The 22,227-nt window shown below is 65.7% G+C and carries 21 protein-coding genes; 8 read left to right on the forward strand and 13 right to left on the reverse strand.

The window, feature by feature from the left end:
- Window positions 1-10: 10 nt before the first annotated feature.
- Genes ACIQXM_RS00060 through argC form a run of 6 tightly spaced genes read right to left on the reverse strand, consistent with a single transcriptional unit; the run spans window position 11 to window position 6,030 of the window.
- On the reverse strand, window positions 11-547 hold the full coding sequence (locus ACIQXM_RS00060; protein WP_400925803.1) for an arginine repressor: 537 nt from the start codon (window positions 545-547) through the stop codon (window positions 11-13).
- Window positions 544-1,527, reverse strand: a complete 984-nt coding sequence (argF, locus tag ACIQXM_RS00065) for an ornithine carbamoyltransferase (protein ID WP_400925806.1) — start codon at window positions 1,525-1,527, stop codon at window positions 544-546. Before argF ends, ACIQXM_RS00060 begins: the two co-directional genes overlap by 4 nt.
- The gene (locus ACIQXM_RS00070; protein ID WP_400925809.1) at window positions 1,524-2,846 is read right to left on the reverse strand and encodes an acetylornithine transaminase; all 1,323 of its coding nucleotides are present in this window, start codon (window positions 2,844-2,846) and stop codon (window positions 1,524-1,526) included. Before ACIQXM_RS00070 ends, argF begins: the two co-directional genes overlap by 4 nt.
- Window positions 2,843-3,766 (reverse strand): acetylglutamate kinase, encoded by a 924-nt coding sequence (argB, locus tag ACIQXM_RS00075; RefSeq protein ID WP_400925812.1) that lies wholly within the window; start codon window positions 3,764-3,766, stop codon window positions 2,843-2,845. Before argB ends, ACIQXM_RS00070 begins: the two co-directional genes overlap by 4 nt.
- Before the next feature lie 12 nt (window positions 3,767-3,778).
- Window positions 3,779-4,999 carry a bifunctional glutamate N-acetyltransferase/amino-acid acetyltransferase ArgJ gene (argJ, locus tag ACIQXM_RS00080; RefSeq protein ID WP_400925815.1) on the reverse strand — a complete coding sequence of 407 codons (1,221 nt, stop codon included), beginning with the start codon at window positions 4,997-4,999 and terminating at the stop codon, window positions 3,779-3,781.
- Window positions 4,999-6,030 (reverse strand): N-acetyl-gamma-glutamyl-phosphate reductase, encoded by a 1,032-nt coding sequence (gene argC / locus ACIQXM_RS00085; protein WP_400925818.1) that lies wholly within the window; start codon window positions 6,028-6,030, stop codon window positions 4,999-5,001. Before argC ends, argJ begins: the two co-directional genes overlap by 1 nt.
- Before the next feature lie 165 nt (window positions 6,031-6,195).
- Here argC and ACIQXM_RS00090 point away from each other — a divergent pair, with 165 nt between their 5' ends.
- The 5 genes from ACIQXM_RS00090 to ACIQXM_RS00110 all read left to right on the forward strand — a co-directional run bounded on the left by ACIQXM_RS00090 (window position 6,196) and on the right by ACIQXM_RS00110 (window position 11,878).
- The gene (locus ACIQXM_RS00090; protein WP_400925821.1) at window positions 6,196-7,161 is read left to right on the forward strand and encodes a quinone oxidoreductase family protein; all 966 of its coding nucleotides are present in this window, start codon (window positions 6,196-6,198) and stop codon (window positions 7,159-7,161) included.
- A gap of 286 nt (window positions 7,162-7,447) precedes the next feature.
- Window positions 7,448-8,986 carry a GT4 family glycosyltransferase PelF gene (gene pelF / locus ACIQXM_RS00095; RefSeq protein ID WP_400925824.1) on the forward strand — a complete coding sequence of 513 codons (1,539 nt, stop codon included), beginning with the start codon at window positions 7,448-7,450 and terminating at the stop codon, window positions 8,984-8,986.
- Window positions 8,983-10,314, forward strand: coding sequence for a hypothetical protein (locus ACIQXM_RS00100; RefSeq protein ID WP_400925827.1), 1,332 nt, complete (start codon window positions 8,983-8,985; stop codon window positions 10,312-10,314). Before pelF ends, ACIQXM_RS00100 begins: the two co-directional genes overlap by 4 nt.
- A complete protein-coding gene (locus tag ACIQXM_RS00105; protein ID WP_400925829.1) occupies window positions 10,311-11,000 on the forward strand; it encodes a spherulation-specific family 4 protein in 690 nt (229 codons plus the stop codon). Before ACIQXM_RS00100 ends, ACIQXM_RS00105 begins: the two co-directional genes overlap by 4 nt.
- Complete coding sequence (locus tag ACIQXM_RS00110) at window positions 10,997-11,878, forward strand: endo alpha-1,4 polygalactosaminidase (RefSeq protein WP_400925832.1); 882 nt, start codon at window positions 10,997-10,999, stop codon at window positions 11,876-11,878. Before ACIQXM_RS00105 ends, ACIQXM_RS00110 begins: the two co-directional genes overlap by 4 nt.
- A gap of 98 nt (window positions 11,879-11,976) precedes the next feature.
- On the opposite strand, the gene pheT is transcribed toward ACIQXM_RS00110, so the two are convergent.
- Both pheT and pheS read right to left on the reverse strand, forming a co-directional pair.
- The gene (gene pheT / locus ACIQXM_RS00115; RefSeq protein ID WP_400925835.1) at window positions 11,977-14,520 is read right to left on the reverse strand and encodes a phenylalanine--tRNA ligase subunit beta; all 2,544 of its coding nucleotides are present in this window, start codon (window positions 14,518-14,520) and stop codon (window positions 11,977-11,979) included.
- Window positions 14,521-15,603, reverse strand: coding sequence for a phenylalanine--tRNA ligase subunit alpha (pheS, locus tag ACIQXM_RS00120; protein ID WP_400925838.1), 1,083 nt, complete (start codon window positions 15,601-15,603; stop codon window positions 14,521-14,523). It lies immediately after the preceding gene.
- 169 nt (window positions 15,604-15,772) lie between these two features.
- On the opposite strand from pheS, the gene ACIQXM_RS00125 reads away from it, so the two are divergent.
- Complete coding sequence (locus ACIQXM_RS00125) at window positions 15,773-16,162, forward strand: hypothetical protein (protein ID WP_400925841.1); 390 nt, start codon at window positions 15,773-15,775, stop codon at window positions 16,160-16,162.
- A gap of 93 nt (window positions 16,163-16,255) precedes the next feature.
- Entirely contained in the window at window positions 16,256-17,335 is a 1,080-nt protein-coding gene (locus ACIQXM_RS00130) for an Rv2578c family radical SAM protein (RefSeq protein ID WP_400925844.1), read from the forward strand.
- Window positions 17,336-17,371: 36 nt separating this feature from the next.
- Here the strand turns inward: ACIQXM_RS00130 and ACIQXM_RS00135 are convergent, their stop codons facing one another.
- Complete coding sequence (locus ACIQXM_RS00135; protein ID WP_400927664.1) at window positions 17,372-17,800, reverse strand: (deoxy)nucleoside triphosphate pyrophosphohydrolase; 429 nt, start codon at window positions 17,798-17,800, stop codon at window positions 17,372-17,374.
- Window positions 17,801-18,053: 253 nt separating this feature from the next.
- On the opposite strand from ACIQXM_RS00135, the gene ACIQXM_RS00140 reads away from it, so the two are divergent.
- Window positions 18,054-19,298 carry an MFS transporter gene (locus ACIQXM_RS00140; protein ID WP_400925847.1) on the forward strand — a complete coding sequence of 415 codons (1,245 nt, stop codon included), beginning with the start codon at window positions 18,054-18,056 and terminating at the stop codon, window positions 19,296-19,298.
- Here the strand turns inward: ACIQXM_RS00140 and ACIQXM_RS00145 are convergent.
- The 4 genes from ACIQXM_RS00145 to rpmI all read right to left on the reverse strand — a co-directional run bounded on the left by ACIQXM_RS00145 (window position 19,204) and on the right by rpmI (window position 22,175).
- Entirely contained in the window at window positions 19,204-20,163 is a 960-nt protein-coding gene (locus tag ACIQXM_RS00145; protein WP_400925849.1) for a cation diffusion facilitator family transporter, read from the reverse strand. The two genes, ACIQXM_RS00140 and ACIQXM_RS00145, sit on opposite strands and share 95 nt — an antisense overlap.
- Before the next feature lie 86 nt (window positions 20,164-20,249).
- A complete protein-coding gene (locus tag ACIQXM_RS00150) occupies window positions 20,250-21,185 on the reverse strand; it encodes a TrmH family RNA methyltransferase (protein ID WP_400925852.1) in 936 nt (311 codons plus the stop codon).
- A 20-nt stretch (window positions 21,186-21,205) separates the two neighbouring features.
- On the reverse strand, window positions 21,206-21,859 hold the full coding sequence (gene rplT, locus ACIQXM_RS00155) for a 50S ribosomal protein L20 (protein WP_400925855.1): 654 nt from the start codon (window positions 21,857-21,859) through the stop codon (window positions 21,206-21,208).
- A 121-nt stretch (window positions 21,860-21,980) separates the two neighbouring features.
- Window positions 21,981-22,175: a 50S ribosomal protein L35 gene (gene rpmI, locus ACIQXM_RS00160; RefSeq protein WP_104055427.1), complete on the reverse strand. Its 195-nt coding sequence runs from the start codon at window positions 22,173-22,175 to the stop codon at window positions 21,981-21,983.
- Between the last annotated feature and the right edge of the window lie 52 nt (window positions 22,176-22,227).

Raw genomic sequence — 22,227 nt, forward strand, 5'->3', positions numbered from 1 at the left:
AAACCCGGCATCACAGGATGCGGCTGTCCGGGGCCTGGCCGTTTGCGGTGGCTTCGTCTGCAATACGCAGGAAGCGTGCTGCCACGTCGGCACCGCCGTTGGGTTCGCGGGTCACCATCACCACCGTGTCATCACCGGCGATGGTGCCCAGAATGGACGGAATCACCGAGTGGTCGATGGCGAGAGCCAGAAAGTTTGCTGCGCCGGGAGGAGTCCGCAACACCACAATGTTGCCGGAGGCCTCCGCTGTGACCAGCAGTTCCCCGCAGAGCCGGGCCAGGCGGGCGTCCAGGACCTCAGGCGATACGCCGGATTGCGGCGCCCGCTGCCCGCCCTCTGAAGGCACCGCGTACACCAGCACGCCGTCCTTGCCGCGCATGCGCACCGCGCCCAGTTCCACCAGGTCCCGTGACAGGGTGGCCTGGGTGACCTGCACGCCGTCGTCCGCGAGCAGGGCAGCGAGCTCGGCTTGGGAACGTACCGAAAGGCCGGTCAACAGGGCGCGGATGCGGGCCTGCCGTGCGGTCTTTGTGGCGGGCATGCTCATGATTTGGCCTCCTCTGCGAACTTGCCCTCGGGAACACCGGTGAGGCCGGAACGGGCCATCAGCCAGAGCATGAGGGCTTTCTGTGCGTGCAGACGGTTCTCTGCTTCGTCCCAGACCACGGACTGCGGCCCGTCGAGGACGTCCGCGGAAATTTCGTACCCGCGGTAGGCGGGCAGGCAATGGAGAACGACGGCGTCGTCCGCGGCCTGCTCCATGGCGGCAGCATCCACTGCGTAGCTGCGGAAAAGTTCGGAGCGGGCCGCCTTTTCATCTTCCTGGCCCATGGAGACCCACGTGTCGGTGGCGACGACGTCGGCTCCGGCCAAAGCTTCAGCGGCGTCGGTGGTGATCATGACCGATCCGCCGGTTTCCTCCGCCCGGGCTGCGGCAGCGTCCACCACCAGCGGATCGGGAAGGTAACCGATGGGACCGGCCACCCGGACGTGCATTCCCGCCGTGACACCGGCCAGGAGGTAGGAGTTGGCCATGTTGTTGGCGCAGTCGCCCAGGTAGGTCAGGGTGAGCCCGGCGAGCGTTCCCTTGTGCTCGCGAATGGTCATCAGGTCCGCGAGGAGCTGGCACGGGTGGTAATCGTCAGACAGGGCATTGATCACGGGAACCCTGGAAACGGCTGCCATTTCCTCCAGCCCGGCCTGCGCGTAGGTGCGCCAAACAATGGTGGACACCATGCGCTCCAGGACCTTCGTAGTGTCCGTAACGCTTTCCTTGTGCCCCAGCTGGGATTCCCCCGCGCCAATGATCAGCGGAACACCGCCCAGATCGGCCACGCCGGCGGCGAAGGACACGCGGGTGCGGGTTGAGGTCTTGTCGAAGATGACGGCCACGGTCTTGCGTCCCGTGGAGTCACCGGCGAAGGGCTGGTATTTGTACGGGTCCTTCTTCAGCACGTCTGCAAGGTCCAACACTTCGGCTTGCTCGGCCTGGGTGAGGTCGGTGTCGACCAGAAAATGGCGGGTCATGATTTTCCTTCTGTTTTTCCGGTGGTCCGTTCGGATGCGGACGCCAGGATTCCCGGCAGCGCATTGACAAATGAATCGGCCTGCTCACGGGTCAGGATCAGCGGCGGGGCCAGGCGCAGCGTCTTCGGTCCGGTGGAGTTGATGATGAACCCGGCGTCCAGGGCCGCAGCCACCGCGGCCGGTGCCGTCTCCGCGGCCAGGTCGATCCCGATTAGCAGGCCGTCCCCGCGGACCTGGACGACGCCTGGAACTGCCGCCAGCGCCCCGCGGAGGTATTCACCCGTGTCCCGGACCTGGTCCAGAAGTCCGGTGGATTCAATGACGTGCAGCGTGGCCAGCGACGCTGCCGTGGCCACGGGATTGCCGCCAAAGGTGGTGCCGTGCTGCCCGGCAGCCAACAACGACGACGTCGCCTCCCCGAAGGTGATCAGCGCGCCCACGGGGAAGCCGCCGCCCAGGCCCTTGGCCAGGGTCATGGCGTCCGGCAGTACGCCTTCGGAGGCGAACCATTTTCCGGTGCGGCCAATGCCGGTTTGGACTTCGTCCACGATCAGCAGCGCACCGGCGCCGGCGGTGATTTCCCGGGCAGCCTGCAGGTACCCCGGAGGCAGCGGGACCACACCGGCTTCGCCCTGGATGGGCTCCACGAAGACGGCGGCAACAGTGTCATCCACCGCGGCGCGGAGCGCCTCGACGTCGCCGAAGGGCACGTGCTCCACTCCCCCGGGCAACGGTTCGAACGGCGCCCGGTAGGCCTTCTTGGCGGTCAGGGCCAGCGCACCGAGGGTGCGGCCGTGGAAGGCTCCCTCCAGCGCGATGATCCGGGTGCGCCGGGGCTGCGTTCCGGTGTTGCGCCGGGCCAGTTTGAACGCTGCTTCGTTCGCTTCCGTGCCCGAATTGGCGAAGAAAACCTTGGAACCCTCGGGGGCTCCGGAGAGCTGCAGCAGCTTTTCGGCCAGGGCAACCTGCGTGGGGCTGGTGAAGAAGTTGGAGACGTGGCCAAGGGTGGCGAGCTGGCTGCCGATCACGGAGGTCAGGAACGGATGGGCATGGCCCAGGGCGTTGACGGCAATGCCGCCAAGCAGGTCAAGGTAGGCCTTGCCGTCAGCGTCCCACACGGTGCAGCCGCTGCCGCGGACCAGGACCCGCTGGGGTGTCCCGAACACTCCCATCAGGGCGGAGCCGTAACGCCGAAGCCAGTCTTCGGAGGAGCCGGTAAGCCCGGCGAGGGCAGCATCCCCGGCAGAGGCCGGGGTGTTCAGCGTTCCGGTGGAATCCGGTGTGTCCGCTTGGTTCTGATAGGGGGTCAACTTGCTCATGCCTCTTCCTCCGGAACAACCTGCGTGCCGATGCCGGCGGTGGTAAAAACTTCCAGCAGCATGGAATGGGCCATGCGGCCGTCCACCACGGCAGCCCGGTCCACGCCGCCGTCGACCGCGGTGAGGCAGGCCTGCATCTTGGGGATCATGCCCGATTCCAGGGAGGGCAGCATCTCCCGCAGCTCTCCCGCGGTCAGCGCGGAGATCAGGGATGTCTTGTCCGGCCAGTTGGAGTACAGACCCTCGACATCGGTCAGGACCACCAGCCGGGACGCACCCAGGGCTACGGCCAGGGCAGCCGCAGCGGTGTCAGCATTGACGTTCAGGACGTCGCTGGTGAGTTCACCGTCCGCGTCGACCTCGGGAGCCACGGTGGAAATTACGGGAATGCGGCCGGCGTCGAGCAGGTCAACGATGGCGGCGGGATTCACTCCGGTCACCTCGCCCACGAGGCCAAGGTCCACTTCTTCGCCATCAACGACGGTTCCAATGCGCTCTGCCCGGAGCAGCCCGCCGTCTTCGCCGGAGAGCCCGACGGCGTAGGGGCCGTGGGCGTTGATCATGCCCACCAGCTGGCGGCCGACCTGGCCGGTGAGGACCATGCGGACGGCGTCCATGGCCTCGGGAGTGGTGACCCGCAGGCCGCCCCTGAACTCGGATTTGATGCCGAGGCGTTCCAGCAGGGAACTGATCTGCGGGCCGCCGCCGTGCACCACCACGGGATGCACTCCCACGTGGTGCAGGAAGACGATGTCCTCGGCAAAGGCACGCCGCAGATCATCATTGACCATGGCGTTGCCGCCGTATTTGATCACCATGATGGTGCCGGCAAACCGCTGGATCCAGGGCAGCGCTTCAATGAGCGTGGCGGCCTTGTCCTGCGCAGCCAGCTGTTCGCGTACTTCTGCTGTTGTGCTCATGTCAGTCCCTGGTTAGCTGCTGTAGGCCGAGTTTTCGTGGACGTAGTCCGTGGTCAGGTCATTGGTCCAGATGGTGGCGCTTTCCGTGCCCGCGTTCAGGTCGATTTCCACGGTGACCTTACGTCCGGTCAGGTCCACCAGATCGCGTGAATCGCCGATTCCGCCGTCGCGGCACACCTGAACCCCGTTGATGGTGACGTTGATCCGGTCGGGTTCAAATACCGCGTCGGTGGTGCCGACGGCGGACAGGACCCGTCCCCAGTTCGGGTCGTTGCCGAATATTGCGGTCTTGAAGAGGTTGGAGCGGGTGACGGCACGGGAGGCGGTTTCAGCGTCCTTCACGGTGGCGGCATTGAACGTGGTCACGGCGATGTCATGGCTGGCGCCTTCGGCGTCCGTGATCAGCTGCTGGGCCAGGGAATGGCAGACCTCGGTGAGGCCGGCGGTGAATTCGGAGACATCCGGTTCGATGGCGGAAGCACCGGAGGCCATCAGCAGCACGGTGTCATTGGTGGACATGCAGCCGTCGGAATCGGTGCGGTCAAACGTGACGGCCGTTGCCGTCCGCAGCGCAGTGTCCAGGTCGGCTGCGGGAAGCTTTGCGTCGGTGGTCAGCACCACGAGCATGGTCGCAAGTCCCGGAGCCAGCATGCCGGCACCCTTGGCCATGCCGCCAATGGTGTAGCCGCTGCCGGAGAACACGGCCTGCTTGGAAACGGTGTCGGTGGTCATGATTGCTTCGGCAGCAGCAGCACCGCCGTCGGCCGTGAGTGCCTGCGCTGCGGCCTCGACACCGGGCAGGATCTTCTCCATGGGCAGCTGCTCGCCGATGAGTCCGGTGGAGCAGACCACCACGTCAGCGGCCGAGATGCCCAGGACCTGGGCCGTCTTCTCCGCCGTGGCGTGCGTGTTCTGGAAGCCCTGCGGTCCGGTGCAGGCGTTGGCACCGCCGGAATTGAGGATGACGGCGTCGGCCCGGCCGTCCGAAACGACTTGCCGGGACCAATGGATCGGCGCGGCGGCAACCCGGTTGCGGGTGAACACGGCGGCGGCTGCCTTGGCGGGGCCTTCGTTGACCACCAGCGCCATGTCGCGGCCGCCGGAGAGCTTCAGCCCTGCGGTAATGCCGGCGGCACGGAATCCTGCCGGAGCGGTGACGCCGGTGGTTACGCTGGCGGCACCGGCCTCGGAGCTGCCGTGGGCTGTATCGATGCTGTCATTGGTGGTGCTCATTACGGGGCAACTCCCTGGGTCATGAGGCCGGCGGTTTCTTCCAGGCCAAGGGCAATGTTCATGGACTGCACCGCGCCGCCGGCGGTGCCTTTGTTCAGGTTGTCGATCACGCAGGCGACAATGACGCGGTTCGCGCGGGCGTCGTAGGCGAGCTGCAGGGCGGCATAGTTGGAACCCACCACCATTTTGGTGGCCGGCCACTGGCCCTCGGGAAGCAGGCGGACAAAGTGTTCGTTGCCGTACGCTTCCTGCCAGGCGGCGCGCAGCTGTGCGGCGGTTACGCCGGGCCGCACCTTCGCAGTGGCAGTGGTGAGGATGCCGCGTGCCATGGGGGCCAGTGTGGGAGTGAAGGACACGGCCACGGATTCGCCTGCCGCCGCGGAGAGACCCTGTTCGATTTCCGGCGTGTGGCGGTGTCCGCCGCCCACTCCGTAGGGGCTCATTCCGCCCATGACCTCGGATCCCAGAAGGTGCGGTTTCGCGGCTTTGCCGGCACCGGAGGTTCCGGAGGCAGCAACGATGACGACGTCGTCGGCCTCCAGCAGCCCGGCCGAGAATCCCGGAGCCAACGCCAGCAGCGAGGACGTCGGATAGCAGCCGGGGACGGCAATCCGGGTGGCGCCCTTGAGCCGGTCGCGGTGGCCGGGCAGTTCCGGCAACCCGTACGGCCAGGACCCGGCATGCGGTGAACCGTAGAACTTTTCCCAGGCCAGCGGATCTTCGAGCCGGTGATCGGCTCCGGCGTCGATCACCAGGACGGACGGATCCAGCTGAGCTGCAATGGCAGCACTGGCGCCGTGCGGCAGTGCCAGGAAGACGACGTCGTGCCCGGCCAGGTTCTCCACGGTGGTGTCCTCAAGGACCCGGTCCGCGAGCGCATGGAGATGCGGCTGCAGCTCCCCCAGCCGGGAACCGGCATTGCTGTGCGCCGTGATCGCACCAATGGAGACGGAGGGGTGCCCGGCCAGCAGGCGCAGCACCTCACCGCCGGCGTAGCCGGAGGCTCCTGAGACAGCAACTGAAATCGTCATAGCTTCACCCTACAGCAGATTTATACAGGGATGTTCATATTTATGCATTCATGACGGACGCGCATTCCCGACCCCATCGGCGGAGTTCCTGCCCGGAGCTGTGCGGATGGTCGCCGCTGCCCTACCATGGCAGCTAAACCAACGCCGTGACGGAAGAGACATTCCATGCATAAAGCTATTGTGGTCCCCGCACCCGGCGGGCCGGAAATCCTGCGCTTTGAAGACGTGGACCTTCCCGAGCCCGGCCCCAAGGAACTGCTGGTGCGCGTGGCCGCAGCCGGGGTGAATTTCATCGACACCTACAAGCGCAGCGGCATCTATCCCATGGAGTATCCCTTCATCCCCGGAGTGGAAGCCGCCGGAACCGTGGTCAGTGCAGGCCGCGACGTCGCAGCTTTCCGCGAGGGCGCCAGGGTTGCCACCGCTGAGGGCGGCGGCACCTACTCGGAGTACATGATCATGGAGGCGGACAAGGCCCTGCCGCTTCCCGAGGGTGTCAGCGACGAAGTGGGAGCGGCCCTGCCCATGCAGGGAATGACCGCCCATTACTTGTGCAACTCGGCCTTCCCTGTTGAGGAGGGCCAGACTGTCCTGACCCACGCGGGAGCCGGCGGCGTCGGCCTGCTGCTGATCCAGCTGCTGAAGGCCAGAGGCGCCAGGGTTATCACCACTGCCTCCACTGATGAGAAGCGGGAGCTGGCCCGTGCCGCCGGTGCCGACCATGCCCTCGGTTACGACACCTTTGCCGAGGAGGTGCGCCAGCTGACGGACGGCAAGGGTGTGGACGTGGTGTACGACGGCGTAGGCAAGACAACGTTCGACGGATCCCTGTCCAGCCTGCGCAAGCGCGGCATGCTGGTCCTGTTCGGCGGCGCATCCGGGCAGATTCCGCCCTTCGATATCCAGCGGCTGAACTCCGGCGGATCCCTGTTCCTTACGCGTCCCACGCTGGGCGACTACCTGCTTACCTCCGAGGAACGGCAGTGGCGGGCACATGACCTGTTCGAGATGGTCCGCGAGGGAACCCTGGACGTACGGATCGGCGCCACCTATCCGCTGGCCGAGGCTGCCCGTGCACAGGAAGACCTGGAAGGGCGGAAAACCACGGGCAAGGTGCTGCTCGTTCCGTAGCGGCGATGAGTAGCGTCATCAGGTTCCGGACCGGATGACACCGGGAAGCACAAACAGCGCTCAACACCAACTCGAGAGTGCGTACGTAGCAGGCACGTAGGCGTTACTCGGGATTGCGGCACGGACATCATATTTACTGAGATCGATATCTGCCGACGGCACCGACCGTTGCAACCGATGTCGCCAATCTCGTCCGAAAGCCTCAAATGCTGTGTATATCCGTCCTGCCTGAAAAAAGAAGCCCGCTGACATCTCGGCCCCGGAGCCGAGCCGAAGGGGCACCCGTATGAAAATATCGCTGATCACTGAGGGGACCTACCCGGTTGTCACCGGCGGCGTAAGCACGTGGTGCAACCAGCTCCTGAGCGGAATCCCGGAGCACGACTTCCACGTTGTTGCGCTGACCGGCAGCGGAGCCGACAAGCCCGTGTGGGAGGTGCCGCCGAACGTCCGGTCACTCCGCCTGATTCCGGTGTGGGGGCCCTCCGCCTCCCCGCTTCGTCCCACTCTCCAGCGCCGGAGATGGATTGAATCCACGCAATATGAACTGACCCGGGTGTGGGACGCCGCCCTGGGATCCGATCAGCATGACCCCGTGGGCCGGACCGCGAGTGCCCTGCAGCACCTGGTAGGCATCAGCGACCGCGTGGGATTGGCCCATTCCCTCGCAACCCGTGGGTCCGTGGCCCCCATCATCGCAGCGTGGACACGTCACATGGTCAGTGCCGGCGAACCTCCCATCTCGGTTGCAGATGCGGTCATGGCTGCCGGCATCGTTGACCGCGCACTTGCCCTTGTCGACCACCGGCTGGGAAAGGTGGACGTGGTCCATGCCTCCAGCAACGGTCCCTCGTCGCTGCTGGCACTGGCACAGTCATGGCGCCACGGAACCCCCATCCTGCTGACCGAGCACGGGGTCTACCTCCGTGAACGCTATCTGGCGCTGTACGGCGCCAATCTGTCGTGGCCGGTACGGCGTGCGGTGACTGCGTTCCTGCGACGGCTGTGCCAGGTGGTCAACGTGCAGGCGCACATGGTCCTTCCCGTAAACCAGTTCAACGCGCGGTGGGAACGCCGGCTGGGTGCGCTTCCGGAGCGCATCCACACCATTCCCAACGGCGTCGATCCCGGGACTTTCCTGCCGGTCACCACGGAACCCGATAAACCAACCATCAGTTTCGTGGGACGCGTCGATCCCCTCAAGGACCTGGAAACGCTGATATCCGCTTTTTCCCTGGTCCGTAACCGGGTGCCGGACGCACAGTTGCGCATCTTCGGTCCGACGCCGGCTGAAAACGGATCGTACAAAGAGCTGCTGGTTGCCTTGACCCACACTCTTGGCGTGGCCGACGCGGTCCATTGGGAAGGACCCAGCAAAGGCAGCCGGCCTGCGATCGAGGCCGGTCATGTAGTAGCTCTTTCCAGTGTTTCGGAGGGACTGCCGTTCACCCTGATTGAAGCAATGATGTGCGGCCGCGCCACTGTCAACACCGATGTTGGAGGGGTGGGTGAGTGCCTGGATGAGGAGCAGGAAACCGGCATGCTGGTTGCCGCCCGGGACTACGTTGCTTTTGCGGACGCCTGCGTCTCGCTCCTGTCCGATCCGCAGCTCAGGGCCTCCATGGGAGCGGCCGCCCGTCAGCGGGCACTTGCCGAATTCACGCTGGAGCGGTGCCTGACCCGGTACCGGGAAGCCTATGCCGCAGCTCGCAGCGGCCGGCTCCTCGCACCGACGCAAAGCGCTGCCGTCCTAGTGCCGCCGGCACCCCTGGCGGCGCCGTCGTCGTTCCGGGTGGACGCAGCTGAGCTGGGACTGTCCGCATGAGCGCGGACAGTCCCGCGGTACCCGGAGCTGGAAAGCCGGTAGCCGTATTCGAGAACGACCAAGCCGGCGTCGATGCCGTGGATGTGTACGAGATCACCGCCCGGCTGGAGGCATCAGGCGTCAGCGACCGTACCGCACGGAAACGCCACGGAGCCAAGGATGTCTTCGATTACGCACATTCCCTTGTCCAGGTGCGTGCCGTTACCCGCGTCGCTGACAACCAGGAGTCATGGGTATCCCGGGATGAACTGCTGGAGGCCGTCCGACGCGGCATTGTCCTTATTTTGGGCGCCATCCTGGGCGGCCTCACCGCCACGGTGATGGCGGCCAATACCCGGGAAGTCCTGATTGCCGGAATCGGTGCCTGGATTATCGGGCAGTCGGTGTCGGGCATCGTCTGGTCACACGCCAGTGACGGGCAGGTGCACCGCGGAGTTGCCCGCGGAACCGGAGCAACCATTCTCATCATGCTGGTCCTGGCCTGCTGCATGCTGATCTCGCTGGCCATTCCCGGCCGGGACGGAAGTTTGGCAGGCCTGGTGATGGCCTGGGTCGGGTACTCCTGCGTCGTCTCCATGCTCATCATCCTCGGCCGCTCCTGGTATCTGCTGAGGATCCTGGCCGTCGCTGTTCCCATCGTGGCCCTTGCGCTGCTCCTGGGCCACGGGGCTGCCACCGTCATCGTCCTGTCGGTGGCGGTCCTCGTACTGGCAGCGGTCACCCTGGCCCTGGTGAGGCACCTGCGGGCAAGCAGCGAGCGGCGCCTGTTCGGGCGCGGCGGCTGGGGCGCCGCCGTCGCACCGGCAGCCCAGGCCGCCTTCCTCGCTGCCGCACTGTCGCTGGCCCTGACCCGGTTGCCGGACTGGGAAGGAACAGCACTCGTCGTAGCTACCGTCGTCGCTGCGGCCTCCACGGACCCGGCGCTGGTCCTCATGCGCCAAAGGCTCATCTGGTCCTCCAAACGGACGCCGCTGCTGCGCAACGCAGCCCGCAACGCGCGGACGCTCACCATGGCAATATCAGCAGCTATAGTCGTCATCTCCGCTTCGGCATCGATGATTGTGGTCGTTTTCCTGGTCGACGACAGCAGGACCGCCACCACGGTTCTGGTGGCCGCGGCCTTCAGCTCCCTGGCCACCACGGCAACAACGCTGGCCGCCTTTGGGCTCCCGGGCGGCGGAGTCCTTTTTGCCGGAGGCGCCTGCCTCTCTGCGGGAACCTGGATTGGCGCGGGAAACATGCCCGGCCTGCTGGTGGCCGTGGCATTCCTGTGCGCCGGTCTCGGTGTCCTGCTGATGCACGTTTCCGATCCGCGGACCTACGCGTGAGAGAAGCACGGCGTGCAATTCCCTGGTACGTCCATCCGGCAGAAGCTCCCCGGGAATGGGCGTGGCTGGGCTCACGGCGGCGCAAACTGGCCTTCGCCGTCGTCAACGTGCACAACGGGCCGGGGCGCGACGACGACGCGTACTACCCTGCCGCGGTGGCGGAACTGCGCCCGCACGCACGTCTGCTGGGATATGTTCCGGTCGATTACGGGAACAGGCCCGTCGCGGACGTCGCACGGGATATTGAAAGCTGGCAAAGGATATACGGGCTCGAGGCAATCATGCTCGATGAGCTTCCCTCCGTACCGGAAAGCCTGGGAAGGTGTGCGCAATACGCCGCTGCGGCCCGGGCGGCAGGGATCACCTTCCTGGCGGCCAACCCCGGCCGGTTTCCGTCCCCGGCACATCTGTCTCTGTTCGACGTCACGGCCGTCTTCGAGGGCACGGCAGAGAACTACGCTGACTTTACGCAGCCCGCCTGGGCGCACCGCGTGCCGCCGTCGCAGCTGTGGCATCTGGTGTACGACTGCGATCCCGAAGAGATCGACGCCGTCTACACCGCAGCGGCCAAACGCGGAGCGGGGTACGCTTTTGCCACCGACCGTTCTCTGCCCAACCCATGGCTGGGAGCACCCACCCCGGTCTCCACCCGTTTGGCTTCCAAGAGAAGGGCGGTTCGCCCATGAGAAGACTGTCCGTGCAGAAAACCCGCCTTGTCCCTGTCGTCTGCGGCGTTCTCCTCCTCGCACCCCTGGTTTCCTGTGCGTCCGACGCCGAACTCCAGGCCGAATCCCAAACACCGGCCCAAGCTGTCCGGCAAACGGAGGCGGCTGCGCAGACGCTGCCGCAGTCCGAGCCCGATTCCGCGCGGTGGAGCCCATCGCCGGAGACGAGCTGGCAGTGGCAGCTCAGCGGCGCACTGGATCTGACGATGGACGCCGACGTGTATGACATCGACTATGAGACAACAACGCAGCAGGACGTCGACACCCTAAAGGGCAGCGGCCGGCGATTGGTCTGCTATCTGTCCGTCGGTTCCTGGGAAGAGTTCCGGGGCGATGCGGGAGTGTTTCCGGAGGCGGTCCTGGGAAGGCCCCTGGACGGGTGGCCGGACGAACGATGGCTCGACATCCGCCGGACGGACGACATCCTGCCAGTCATGGCAGCGCGGATGGACGTCTGCGCGGCGAAGGGCTTTGACGCAGTCGAAGCCGACAATGTGGACGGATACATCAATGAGTCCGGCTTTCCACTGACGGCGGATGACCAATTGGCCTACAACCGCGCCGTTGCGGGGTTGGCCCACGAACGGGGAATGTCCGTGGCCCTGAAGAATGACATCGACCAAATACCCGAACTCGTGGACGATTTCGATTTTGCGGTCAATGAAGAGTGCCGCCGGTACAGGGAGTGCGAGGCGTATGCCCCCTTTGCGGAAGTGGGCAAAGCCGTGCTGCATGTCGAATACGAGGGCTCGCTCGATTTCTGCGCGGAGTCCAAGAGGCAGGGGCTCTCCTCACTGCTCAAGCCCCTGGATCTGGGAGCGGCGAGATCCTCCTGCTGAGCAGGGTCCTTCCGGAAGGCAGCAGGCCGGGGCAGTGAAAAAGGCAGCAGGTCCCGTCCGGAATCCGGACGGGACCTGCTGCTGACGCGGTTTAGGCCCTAGCGCTGCACGGCACCAAAGCGTTCCGTAGCCAGCGCGACGGCGGCAGCCCGGGACTCGGACGCCTCATCTGCTGTCAGGGTCCGGTCAGGAGCGCGGAAGCGCAGGGCGAAGGCCAGGGACTTGTGTCCCTCCTCAATGCCCTTGCCGGAATAGACATCAAACAGCGAGATGTCCTCGAGCAGCTCCCCCGCGCCTTCGCGCAGGGTCTCCAGCACGGTCTCGGCGGGAATCGACGCTTCCACCACCAGGGCCACATCCTGCGTGGTGGCCGGGAAGGAAGAGATGTTCCGGGCCACGATCACCTCGGGCGCGGCCTCGAACAGGGCATCAGCGTCAAGCTCCAGAGCCACCGTGCGGGCCGGCATGTCCCGGGCCGCCAGCAGCTTGGGATGCAGCTCGCCGGCGTAGCCCACGGTTTCGCCGCTGCGCAGGGAGAGCTTGGCGGTGCGGCCGGGGTGGAAGGCCTGGTGCTCGCCCTGGCTCACCACCAGTTCCACGCCCAGCACGTCGCCCATCAAGCGTGCGGTGTCCACGGCGTCGGCCCAGTCCCAGGCGCGCGGGGTGAAACCCGCACCGGGCTGTGACTCGTGGCCGGTGAACAGGACGCCAATGTGCAGCGGCTGATCCGGAACTCCCTCATACAGTGCGTCCAGGACTTCCTCCGAGGGGCGGACACCCAGCGGAGGAATGGAGGACGTTCCCAGCTGCTCGCCGGGCAGGAACACTGAACCGGACTCGAACAGGGCCAGGTCACGGAACCCGCGGGAGAGGTTGCGCTTGGCTACCTCAAACAGTCCCGGCAGCACCGAGGTGCGCAGGAAACCGAACTCGGCGCTCAGCGGATTCGCCAGCTTCACCGCACGCAGCGGGGCACCGGCGTCGGGTGTTCCGAAGGTGTTGTTGTCCTCTTCCGTGACGAACGGGTAGGACAGCACCTCGGTCAGCCCCGCAGCGGCGAGTGCCTGCTGCAGGCGGCGGCGCTGCTGCTGGATCCGGGTCAGGCCGCGGCCGGGAGGAGCCGTGGGCAGGGTGGACGGAATATTCTCGTAGCCCACCAGGCGGATGATTTCCTCGGTGAGGTCCTCACGCGTTTCCAGGTCGGGGCGCCAGCTCGGCGGGGTCACCGAGTAGCCGGCAGCCGTCTTCTCCACCGTGGCGCCCAGATCGGTCAGCGTTCCGGTGATCTGGTCCTCGCTGAAGTCATAGCCGATCAGCTTCGACGCGAAGTCCGCAGGCAGGTCGATGGCCTTGGCCTCGGGCTTGGTTCCGACGTCGGTCACTGAGGCATCAGCGGTTCCGCCGGCCAGTTCGGTCAGCAGGTCCACGGCCCGCTGCGCCGCAACATCGGCAATGTTCCAGTCCACGCCGCGCTCGAAGCGCTTGGACGCTTCCGAGGGGAGGCGGTGACGGCGGCGCGAGCGGCCGATGCTGACTTCTTCGAAATGCGCAGCTTCGATCAGGACGTTCTGCGTGGCATCAGAGACCTCCGTGGCGGCGCCGCCCATGACACCGGCAATACCGATGGCACCGGAATCGTCCGTGATGAGCAGGTCCTCGGGGTCCAGGGTGCGGACCTTCTCGTCCAGTGTCTTCAGGGTCTCCCCCGCGGCGGCGCGGCGCACCACAATGTCACCGGACAGCTTGTCCAGGTCGTAGAAGTGCAGCGGCTGGCCGAGCTCCAGCATCACGTAGTTGGAAATGTCCACCACCAGCGAGATGGACCGCATGCCGGCCAGGCGCAGGCGTGAGGACATCCACGGCGGAGTCGGACGGGTGGGATCCACGCCGCGGACGGTGCGGGCCACGAAGCGGTCGCAGCCGGCCTTGCCGTAGATCGGAGCCTGGTCTTCCAGGCGCACGCCGTAACCGTTTCCGTCGGCTTGGGGCACGACGACGGCGGCAGCGGGGTCCGTGAACTTCGTTCCGGTGGCGTGGGCGTATTCGCGCGCGGCACCGCGGATGGAGAACACGTAACCGCGGTCCGGGGTGACGTTGATTTCTGCGGCTTCGTCATGCAGGCCCAGCAGGTCCATGGCGTCGGTTCCGACCTCGGGGTCCAGGCCCAGGCGGGAGAGCACCAGGATCCCGTCGTGGTCATCGCCGATGCCCAGTTCGCGCACCGAGGCGATCATGCCGGCGGACACGTGACCGTAGGTCTTGCGCGGGCTGATCCGGAAGTCTCCGGGCAGCACGGCGCCGGGAAGGGTGACAACAACTTTGTCGCCCACCGCGAAGTTGTGGGCGCCGCAGACGATGCCCTGCACGCCGGAAGGGTCAATCCCGTCTCCGGTCAGCGTCTGCTCGGCACCCTCGGGCACCACGCGGACGGAGCACCAGTTAATGGTCTTGCCGTTCTTCTGCGGCTCGGGCTCCATAGAGAGCACCTGGCCCACAACAATGGGGCCGGACAGCTCGTCGGAGGGACGGTGGACGTCCTCTTCCTCCAGGCCTACCTTGACCAGTTCCGCCATGACGTCTTCGGCGGTTGCGTCCGCCGGAACCTGGGCATACTCGCGCAGCCAGGAAAGTGGGATTCTCACTTAGATCTCCATCCCGAAGTGTTCGCTGAAACGTACATCGCCCTCGATCATGTCGCGCATGTCCCCCACTTCGTTGCGGAACATCAGTGCGCGCTCAATACCCATGCCGAAGGCAAAACCTGAATAGACCTCGGGATCAATGCCGGCGGCGCGCAGCACGTTCGGATTGACCATGCCGCAGCCGCCCCACTCAATCCAGCGCGGGCCGCCCTTGGCGCCCGGGTGCCAGATGTCCAGCTCGGCGCTGGGCTCGGTGAAGGGGAAGTAATTCGGGCGCAGGCGCACCTTGGCTTCCTCGCCGAACAGCACGCGGGTGAAGTGCTCCAGCGTGCCAACAAGGTCAGCCATGGTCAGGCCCTTGTCGATGGCCAGGCCCTCGAACTGGTGGAACACGGGAGTGTGGGTGGCATCGAGTTCATCGGTGCGGAATACCTTGCCCGGGCACAGCACGTAGATCGGCAGCTCACGTTCCAGCATGGAGCGCACCTGCACCGGCGAGGTGTGCGTGCGCATCACCAGGTGGGCTTCGGGCGGTTCCACAAAGAAGGTGTCCTGCATTTCGCGGGCCGGGTGGTCCGGCTTGAAGTTCAGTGCGTCGAAGTTGAACCACTCGGATTCCACCTCGGGGCCTTCGGCGATTTCCCAGCCCATGCCCACGAAGACGTCGATGACGCGGTCCTGCAGCGTGGACAGCGGGTGGCGGCCGCCCATGCGGCGGCGGCGCGGCGCAGCGGTGACGTCCACCGCCTCCTCAACGAGGATCCGCGCGTCGCGCTCTGCTTCCAGTTCCACGGTGCGGGCGGCGAGCGCGGCGTTGATGCGTCCGCGGGCGGGGCCCACGAGCTTGCCGGCGGCGGACTTCTGGTCCTTGGGAAGGGAACCGATGGTCCGGTTGGCCAGGCTCAGCGGAGACTTGTCACCGGCGACGGCGATGCGGACGTCTTTGAGGCCGTCCAGGTCTTCGGCAGCAGCAATGGCTGCGAGCGCGGCGTCGACAGCGGCAGCGACGGCCGCCTCATCGAGCGGGTTGGGCGGTTCGGGGACGGTGTCTGGGGAGTGCGTCCCCGGTATGGAGTTCGACATGTACAGTTCTTACCTATTTCCGGCCCTGTTGATGGACGTTTTGATGGGCGTTGGTTTATGTAAAAGCAAGCGAAAATGCCCGTATCTTCCAGTCTAACCAACGCGGCCCGCGAACCGGGGCACGGCGCCCGGGGAAGACGTCCGCGGAACAGGCTCCTACACTGGCAGCGTGAACCTGCGCCGGCTGCTGAACATCATGAACCTTACGACGCCGGCCGGACTGGCCCTGGCCCGCGTTGCCCGTTGCCGGGTTGAGCGCGGGCCGGACGGGCTGCTCCTTGCCGGCGGGTGGAACCTGCCCCTGCCGAAGGCGGCTGCCTTCACGGTTGGAAACGTCATCCTGTTCCGTCCGCAGGTTGCCCGTTCCCTGGCTCCCGGCAGCGGCGGTCCCCTGCTGCGGCACGAGGCCCGGCACGCCAGCCAGTATGCCGCGCTGGGCCTGGCCTTCTTTCCCGCCTACTTTGCCTGTGCGGGCCTGTCCGTGCTGCGCACCGGAAATCCCGCGTCGGGCAACATCTTCGAACAGCTCGCCGGACTCCAGGACGGCGGCTACCGCTAAGGGCCTCCGCCTTCCTCTTCCACCCCTTCGTCTTCCACCTCACCTCCGGTGTTCACCTTTCCCGCCATTAGTACGTGTGTTCTAATGGTGGGCATGAGATGGGAAGCGCAGGAACCCAAGGCCGCAGGTTCGCAGGATGCCCTGCTGGCCCTGCAGGGCGTGGTGCGCAGCGTCAAAACCCCGGAATTTGCCGGCATCACCTTCCACGAAGTCATCGCCAAATCCGCCCTGAACAAGGTAGGCAAAACTTCCGGCATGCCGTTTGGCTGGACCATTAACCCCTACCGCGGCTGCAGCCATGCCTGCGTGTACTGCTTTGCCCGGAAGACCCATACTTATTTGGACCTGGACAGCGGGTTGGACTTCGACAGCCAGCTGGTGGTGAAGACCAACGTCGCGGAGGTCCTGCGCCGGGAGCTGGCCCGTCCGTCCTGGCAGCGTGAGCATGTGGCGATGGGCACCAACACCGATCCGTATCAGCGGGCCGAGGGTCGATACCGGCTAATGCCGGACATCATCAAGGCGCTGGCAGCCTCCGGAACACCGTTTTCAATCCTGACCAAAGGAACCCTGCTGGCCCGGGATATTCCCCTGCTCAAGAGTGCCGGCCAAGACACGGAGATCGGAATGGGCATCTCCCTGGCACTTCTGGATCCGGATCTTGCGCATCGGGTGGAACCGGGCACCCCGGCGCCCAAGGCCCGGCTGGAACTGATCAGCCGGCTGCGCGAGGCCGGGCTGCCCTGCTCGGTCATGGCCATGCCGATCCTGCCCTGGCTGACCGACGGCGATGAGTCACTCGATACCCTGTTCAGTGCCCTCTCGGCCGCCGGCGCCACCGGAGTCACTGCCGGAGCACTGCATCTGCGCCCCGGAGCCCGGGAATGGTTCCTCGCCTGGATCGCCCGCGATTATCCTCATCTGTCCGGCAAATATGCCCGGCTTTACGGCGGCGGCACGTACGCCTCCAAGGAATACCGCCAGTGGCTTGCGGGCCGTGTGCAGTACTTCAAGAAGAAGCACGGCTTCACGTCCAGGGCCGAGTTTCTTCCCTCCCGGAGTGCGGCCGCCAACCGGCCGGAGCAGCCGACCCGGGTCACCGGGGCAGCCCAGACGGCACCGGCCCTGTCCGGGCCCGCACTCTCGCAGCCCGCTGTACAAACCCTGTTCTGAGCCTGCCAGGCGCATCCGGATGAGAACTGCGCACCGCTACGGCCGGCCGGTTGTCTCCAGCATCGCTCCGACAATGGGCAGATCGGCGGGGATCCAGGCCAGCAGCTTCAGCTCCTCCGGATCCAGCGGTATCCACCGCAGCTCGTCATGATCCTCCAACGGAGCCGGAGTCCCTTCGGTGACCTCGGCCAGCCACACCCGCATGGCCGCCTTGGCGTTCAGCGGCCAGCCCTGGGCCCCCGGACCGCGGACCTCGGCACCGAGCCGGACCCGGATACCGAGTTCTTCCTGCAGCTCCCGGTGCAGGCCTTCTTCACACGTTTCACCGGCTTCCACTTTTCCCCCGGGAAATTCCCACATGCCGGCATACTGCTCCGGAGCCGTGCGCCGGGCGGCCAGCATTTTTGTAGGAGCGGCAAGGCTGTCCACCACTGCGGCGCCAACAACTTGTTTCAGTTCGGAAATAGACACGGCTCGAGTCTACGGGCAGCCCTGAACTAAGCTGGATTGGACAGCGCTGTTGCGGTTACCGCGAAGCCCCGGTTCCCATCTGCCGGAGGTCCCTGCGCGCCCCTTTCGACTCCCAGGGTTTTCAATCCCGGGTTCTTCGTCCTCACCGGCTGCCCCCGCCCCCAGAGGCAGCTGCGGGTTCTTCCGGCTTCTGCGCGTACTCCGCGACATCCATGCCCTCAACCCACATTCGTTCTGAAAGAGTTTTATGTCTTCCACACCCGCGCTCCACGCCAAGCGGGCTTCACTGGCCATTTTCGCCCTTGCCGTAGGCGGATTCGCCATTGGCACCACTGAATTCACCATCATGGGCCTGCTTCAGGAAATGGTGACCGAACTCGGTATCTCCGTGCCGGCCGGCGGCCATGTGATTTCCGCCTACGCGCTGGGCGTGGTGGTGGGCGCTCCGGTCCTTGCAGCCCTGGGCGCACGCATGCCCCGGAAGCGGCTGGCCGTAGGGCTGATGATGCTCTTCGCCATCGGCAATCTGTCCTCGTTCTTCGCACCCGACTACCACTGGCTTCTGGTCAGCCGTTTTATTTCGGGGTTGCCGCACGGCGCCTTCTTCGGCGTCGCTGCCGTTATCGCCGCTTCGCTGGTGGCGCCCACCCGACGCGCCCGTGCCATTTCCATGGTGATGCTGGGCCTGAGCATCGCCAACGTCGTCGGTGTTCCGTTTGCCACCTGGCTGGGACAGCAGGCGGGGTGGCGCTGGATGTTCGTCCTGGTCGGGGCGATAGGGCTGCTGACGGTGGCCCTGATGGTGCGGTTTGTTCCGCACGAAGCAGTCCTTCCCGGAGCCAGCATCCGGCGTGAACTCGGTGCTCTGCGCAGGATCCAGGTGTGGCTGGCACTGCTGGTGGGAACGGTGGGCTTCGGCGGATTCTTTGCCGTGTACGCCTACATCTCCCCCACCATGACCAACGTGGCCGGCTTCAACTCGGATCTGCTGCCCCTGATCGTGGGCCTGTACGGCTTGGGGAACGTCTTCGGGAACATTGCCGGAGGACGCCTGGCGGACCGCAGTGTCATGCGCAGCATCTACGGGATCCTGGCGGGCACCGTCGTCATCCTCGCGTCCTACGCCTGGCTGGTGCAGTACAAGGCCGGGGCCCTCGCCCTGGTGTTCCTGGTCGGAGCCATCGGATCCATGTTGGTTCCCCCGCTGCAGACCCGGCTGCTGGATGTCTCCCCCGACGCCCAGTCCCTGGCATCATCATTGACCCACTCCGCGTTGAACATGGCAAATGCGCTCGGAGCCCTCCTGGGCGGGCTGGTGATTGCCTGGGGCTGGGGCTACCGTTCCCCCGCCGTCGTCGGCGCCGTCCTGGCCCTGATGGGACTGGGCATCGCCGTACTTAGTGGCTGGCTGGACCGGAAGGATCCGCAGGCAGCTGCTGCTGCGCGCGCGGCGCGTACACATCCGGTTCCAGATAAATCTGGCGCGCAATAGGCACTGCGGCTCGGATCCGTTCTTCCGCGCCGTTGATGGCTTCGGCAATGTGCTGGCCCGTCTCACACTCGTCCACCGAGATCTTGGCGGCAACCAGCAGTTCCTCCGGACCCAGATGCATAGTCTTGATGTGGATGATCCGGGTGCCGTCCGAGGTGATGGCTTCCTCGATCCGGCGCACATCACTGGAGGTGGCCGATTCACCCAGCAGCAAGGACTTGGTCTCCACGGCGAGGACGGCGGCAATGGCCACCAGCAGAAGGCCGATCATGGCGGTGCCGGCCGCGTCCCACAGCCCGTTGCGGGTAATCAGGGTCAGGCCCACGCCCATGAGCGCGAAGAGCAGACCCAGCAGGGCGCCGAAGTCCTCCAGCAGCACCACAGGGAGCTCCGGCGCCTTGGCCGTGCGTACGAATTCCACCCAGGACTTCCTGCCGCGCGTGTGGTTTGACTCGCGCATCGCCGTGCGGAAGGAGTAGCCCTCCGCCATGATGGCGCCCACCAGGACGGCCAGCGGAACCCACCACCACTGCCCCTCTATCGGGTGCGGATCCTGCCACTTGTGGTACGCCTCGTAGAGCGCAAAAAGACCGCCCAGGCTAAACAGCACGATTGACACGATAAAGGCGTAAATATAGCGCTCGCGTCCGTAGCCGAACGGATGCTCGGGGCTGGCCTGGCGCGCCGCCCGCTTGCCGCCTATCAGGAGCAGGATTTGGTTGCCGGAATCCGCCACCGAGTGGATCGCTTCGGCAAGCATGGACGAAGAACGCGTCAAAGCAAACGCAATAAACTTGAGAACCGCAATGGCGAGATTCGCGGACAGCGCCGCAACCACCGCCTTGTTACCGCCGCTGGCAGACATGGCTGGAACCCGTTTCGTAGGAGTGGTGTACCCCGCTGGGCGGGATCTGTCCTGCGCCTACTGTACTACCGGTCCTGGCTGCGATTTCAGCGGTTTTGGGCACGCGCAGAGGCGTACAGGCACACGGTGGCCGCGGTTCCCACGTTCAGGCTTTCAGCCCTGCCGTACACCGGCACGGCCACGCGGTAGTCGGCCTCCGCGAGCTGTGTTTTGGACAGGCCCTGGGCTTCGTTGCCGAAGAGCCAGGCGGTGGAATTTTCCAGCCGCGGCTGGGACGGCTCAACGGCAGCGTTCGGCGCATCCCCGCCGTCGGCTTCTTCCGACGTTGCCGGAGCCAGGCGGCGCAGCGCGCTTTCGTCCTGGAGCCGGTCCAGGTCCACGCTGCCGTACCCGTCGGCGGCCAGGACGGTCAGGCCGTGGGCACGGAAGGCGGACATCAGGAAGTCGAACTCGACGCCGGTAACCACCGGCAGGTGAAACAGGGAACCGGCAGTGGAACGCACGGCTTTGGGGTTGTGGATGTCCACGCTGGAGGCGGTCAGCACCACTGCGTCGGCACCGGCAGAATCGGCAGCCCGCAGGATGGTGCCGGCGTTGCCCGGGTCCCGGACTTCGCACAGGACGGCAATAAGCCGGGCGCCGGAGGCCAGCACGTCGTCCAGGTCGTATTCCGCAATGCGGCACACTGCCACAATCCCCTGCGGAGAAATGGTGGTGGCCATGGCACCGATGACCTCATCGGTGGCCAGGCGCAGCGTCACGTCGGACGCCAGCTCGGCCAGCTCGGGCAGCCGGTCCAGGCAGGCCTCGGTGGCAAAGACTTCAAGCACGACGCCGGGACCGCCGTTTTCGACGTCGTCCCGGTGGGACAGCAGCGCCTCACGGACGGCCTGCGGACCCTCGGCCACAAAGCGGCCGGTTTTTAAACGCGCTGGGCGCCCGGCCAGCTTCGCAACATCCCTGACCCGATCTGCTCGGGGGTTGGACATCAGCGGAGCGGGCGGGCGCCCATCGATACTCATGATCGGCTAATAACCGATTTCTAGCCCTGGAACTTCTGGCGGGATTCTCCGCCAGCAGGCTCCAGGCCGGCAGCCTTGGCTGCTTCGACGGAGTTGAACCAGTACTCAGCTACGGTCTGGTCGTACCAGGTGGAACCCGGAACGTGGTACTTGCCGGAGCCCAGGTTGCCCTTGATGACAAAGCCCTCGGGAGCGTCGCCCTCGGAAGCCTTGAAGCCACCCTGAGCGTCGGCGACAGCAGCAGCCGGCTTGGAGGCAGCCGGAGCAGCCTTCGCAGCGGGAGCCGGAGCAGCGGCAACGGCCGGAGCGGAGGTGTCGGACGGCAGGGCGTTCTTGGCGATCTGGACCAGCGTGGCGAACGCGGCGGCGTCGTTGACGGCCAGTTCGGCCAGCATGCGGCGGTCAACCTGGATCTCGGCAGCCTTCAGGCCCTGGATCAGGCGGTTGTAGGTCAGGCCGTTGGCGCGGGATGCAGCGTTGATGCGCTGGATCCACAGGCGACGGAAGTCACCCTTGCGCTTGCGGCGGTCGCCGTAGCTGTACACAAACGAGTGCAGCAGCTGCTCTTTGGCCTTGCGGACCAGGCGTGAACGCTGTCCGCGGTAACCCTTGGCGCGCTCGAGAATTACCCGACGCTTCTTGTGGGCGTTTACCGCCCGCTTCACACGTGCCACGTGCGTACTCCTTTAGATAAATCTTCCGTGCACTGCGAGGTGCTCGGCCTGGTACTCAGGCCCGGAAAAGCTTGATGGGGTGACGGCGGCCCGGACGGGCACGCCTGTCGAGATGGAAAGACTAGATGCCCAGCATCTTCTTGATGACCTTGGCATCTGCCGGGGCAACAAGCTTGTCACTGGCGAGGCGGCGCGTCAGCGTGGACGGCTTGTGCTCGAGGTAGTGGCGGCGGTTGGCCTGCTGGCGCTTGAGCTTGCCGGTACCGGTCAGCTTGAAGCGCTTCTTGGCGCCACTGTGGGTCTTCATCTTCGGCATGACTACCGATCTCCTTTAGGTTTCCGCGGGCAGGCCCGCGGGGCTTTGGGCA

Origin of the sequence: Arthrobacter sp. NPDC097144 (assembly GCF_044762205.1) — a bacterium.
GTDB lineage: Bacteria > Actinomycetota > Actinomycetes > Actinomycetales > Micrococcaceae > Arthrobacter_B.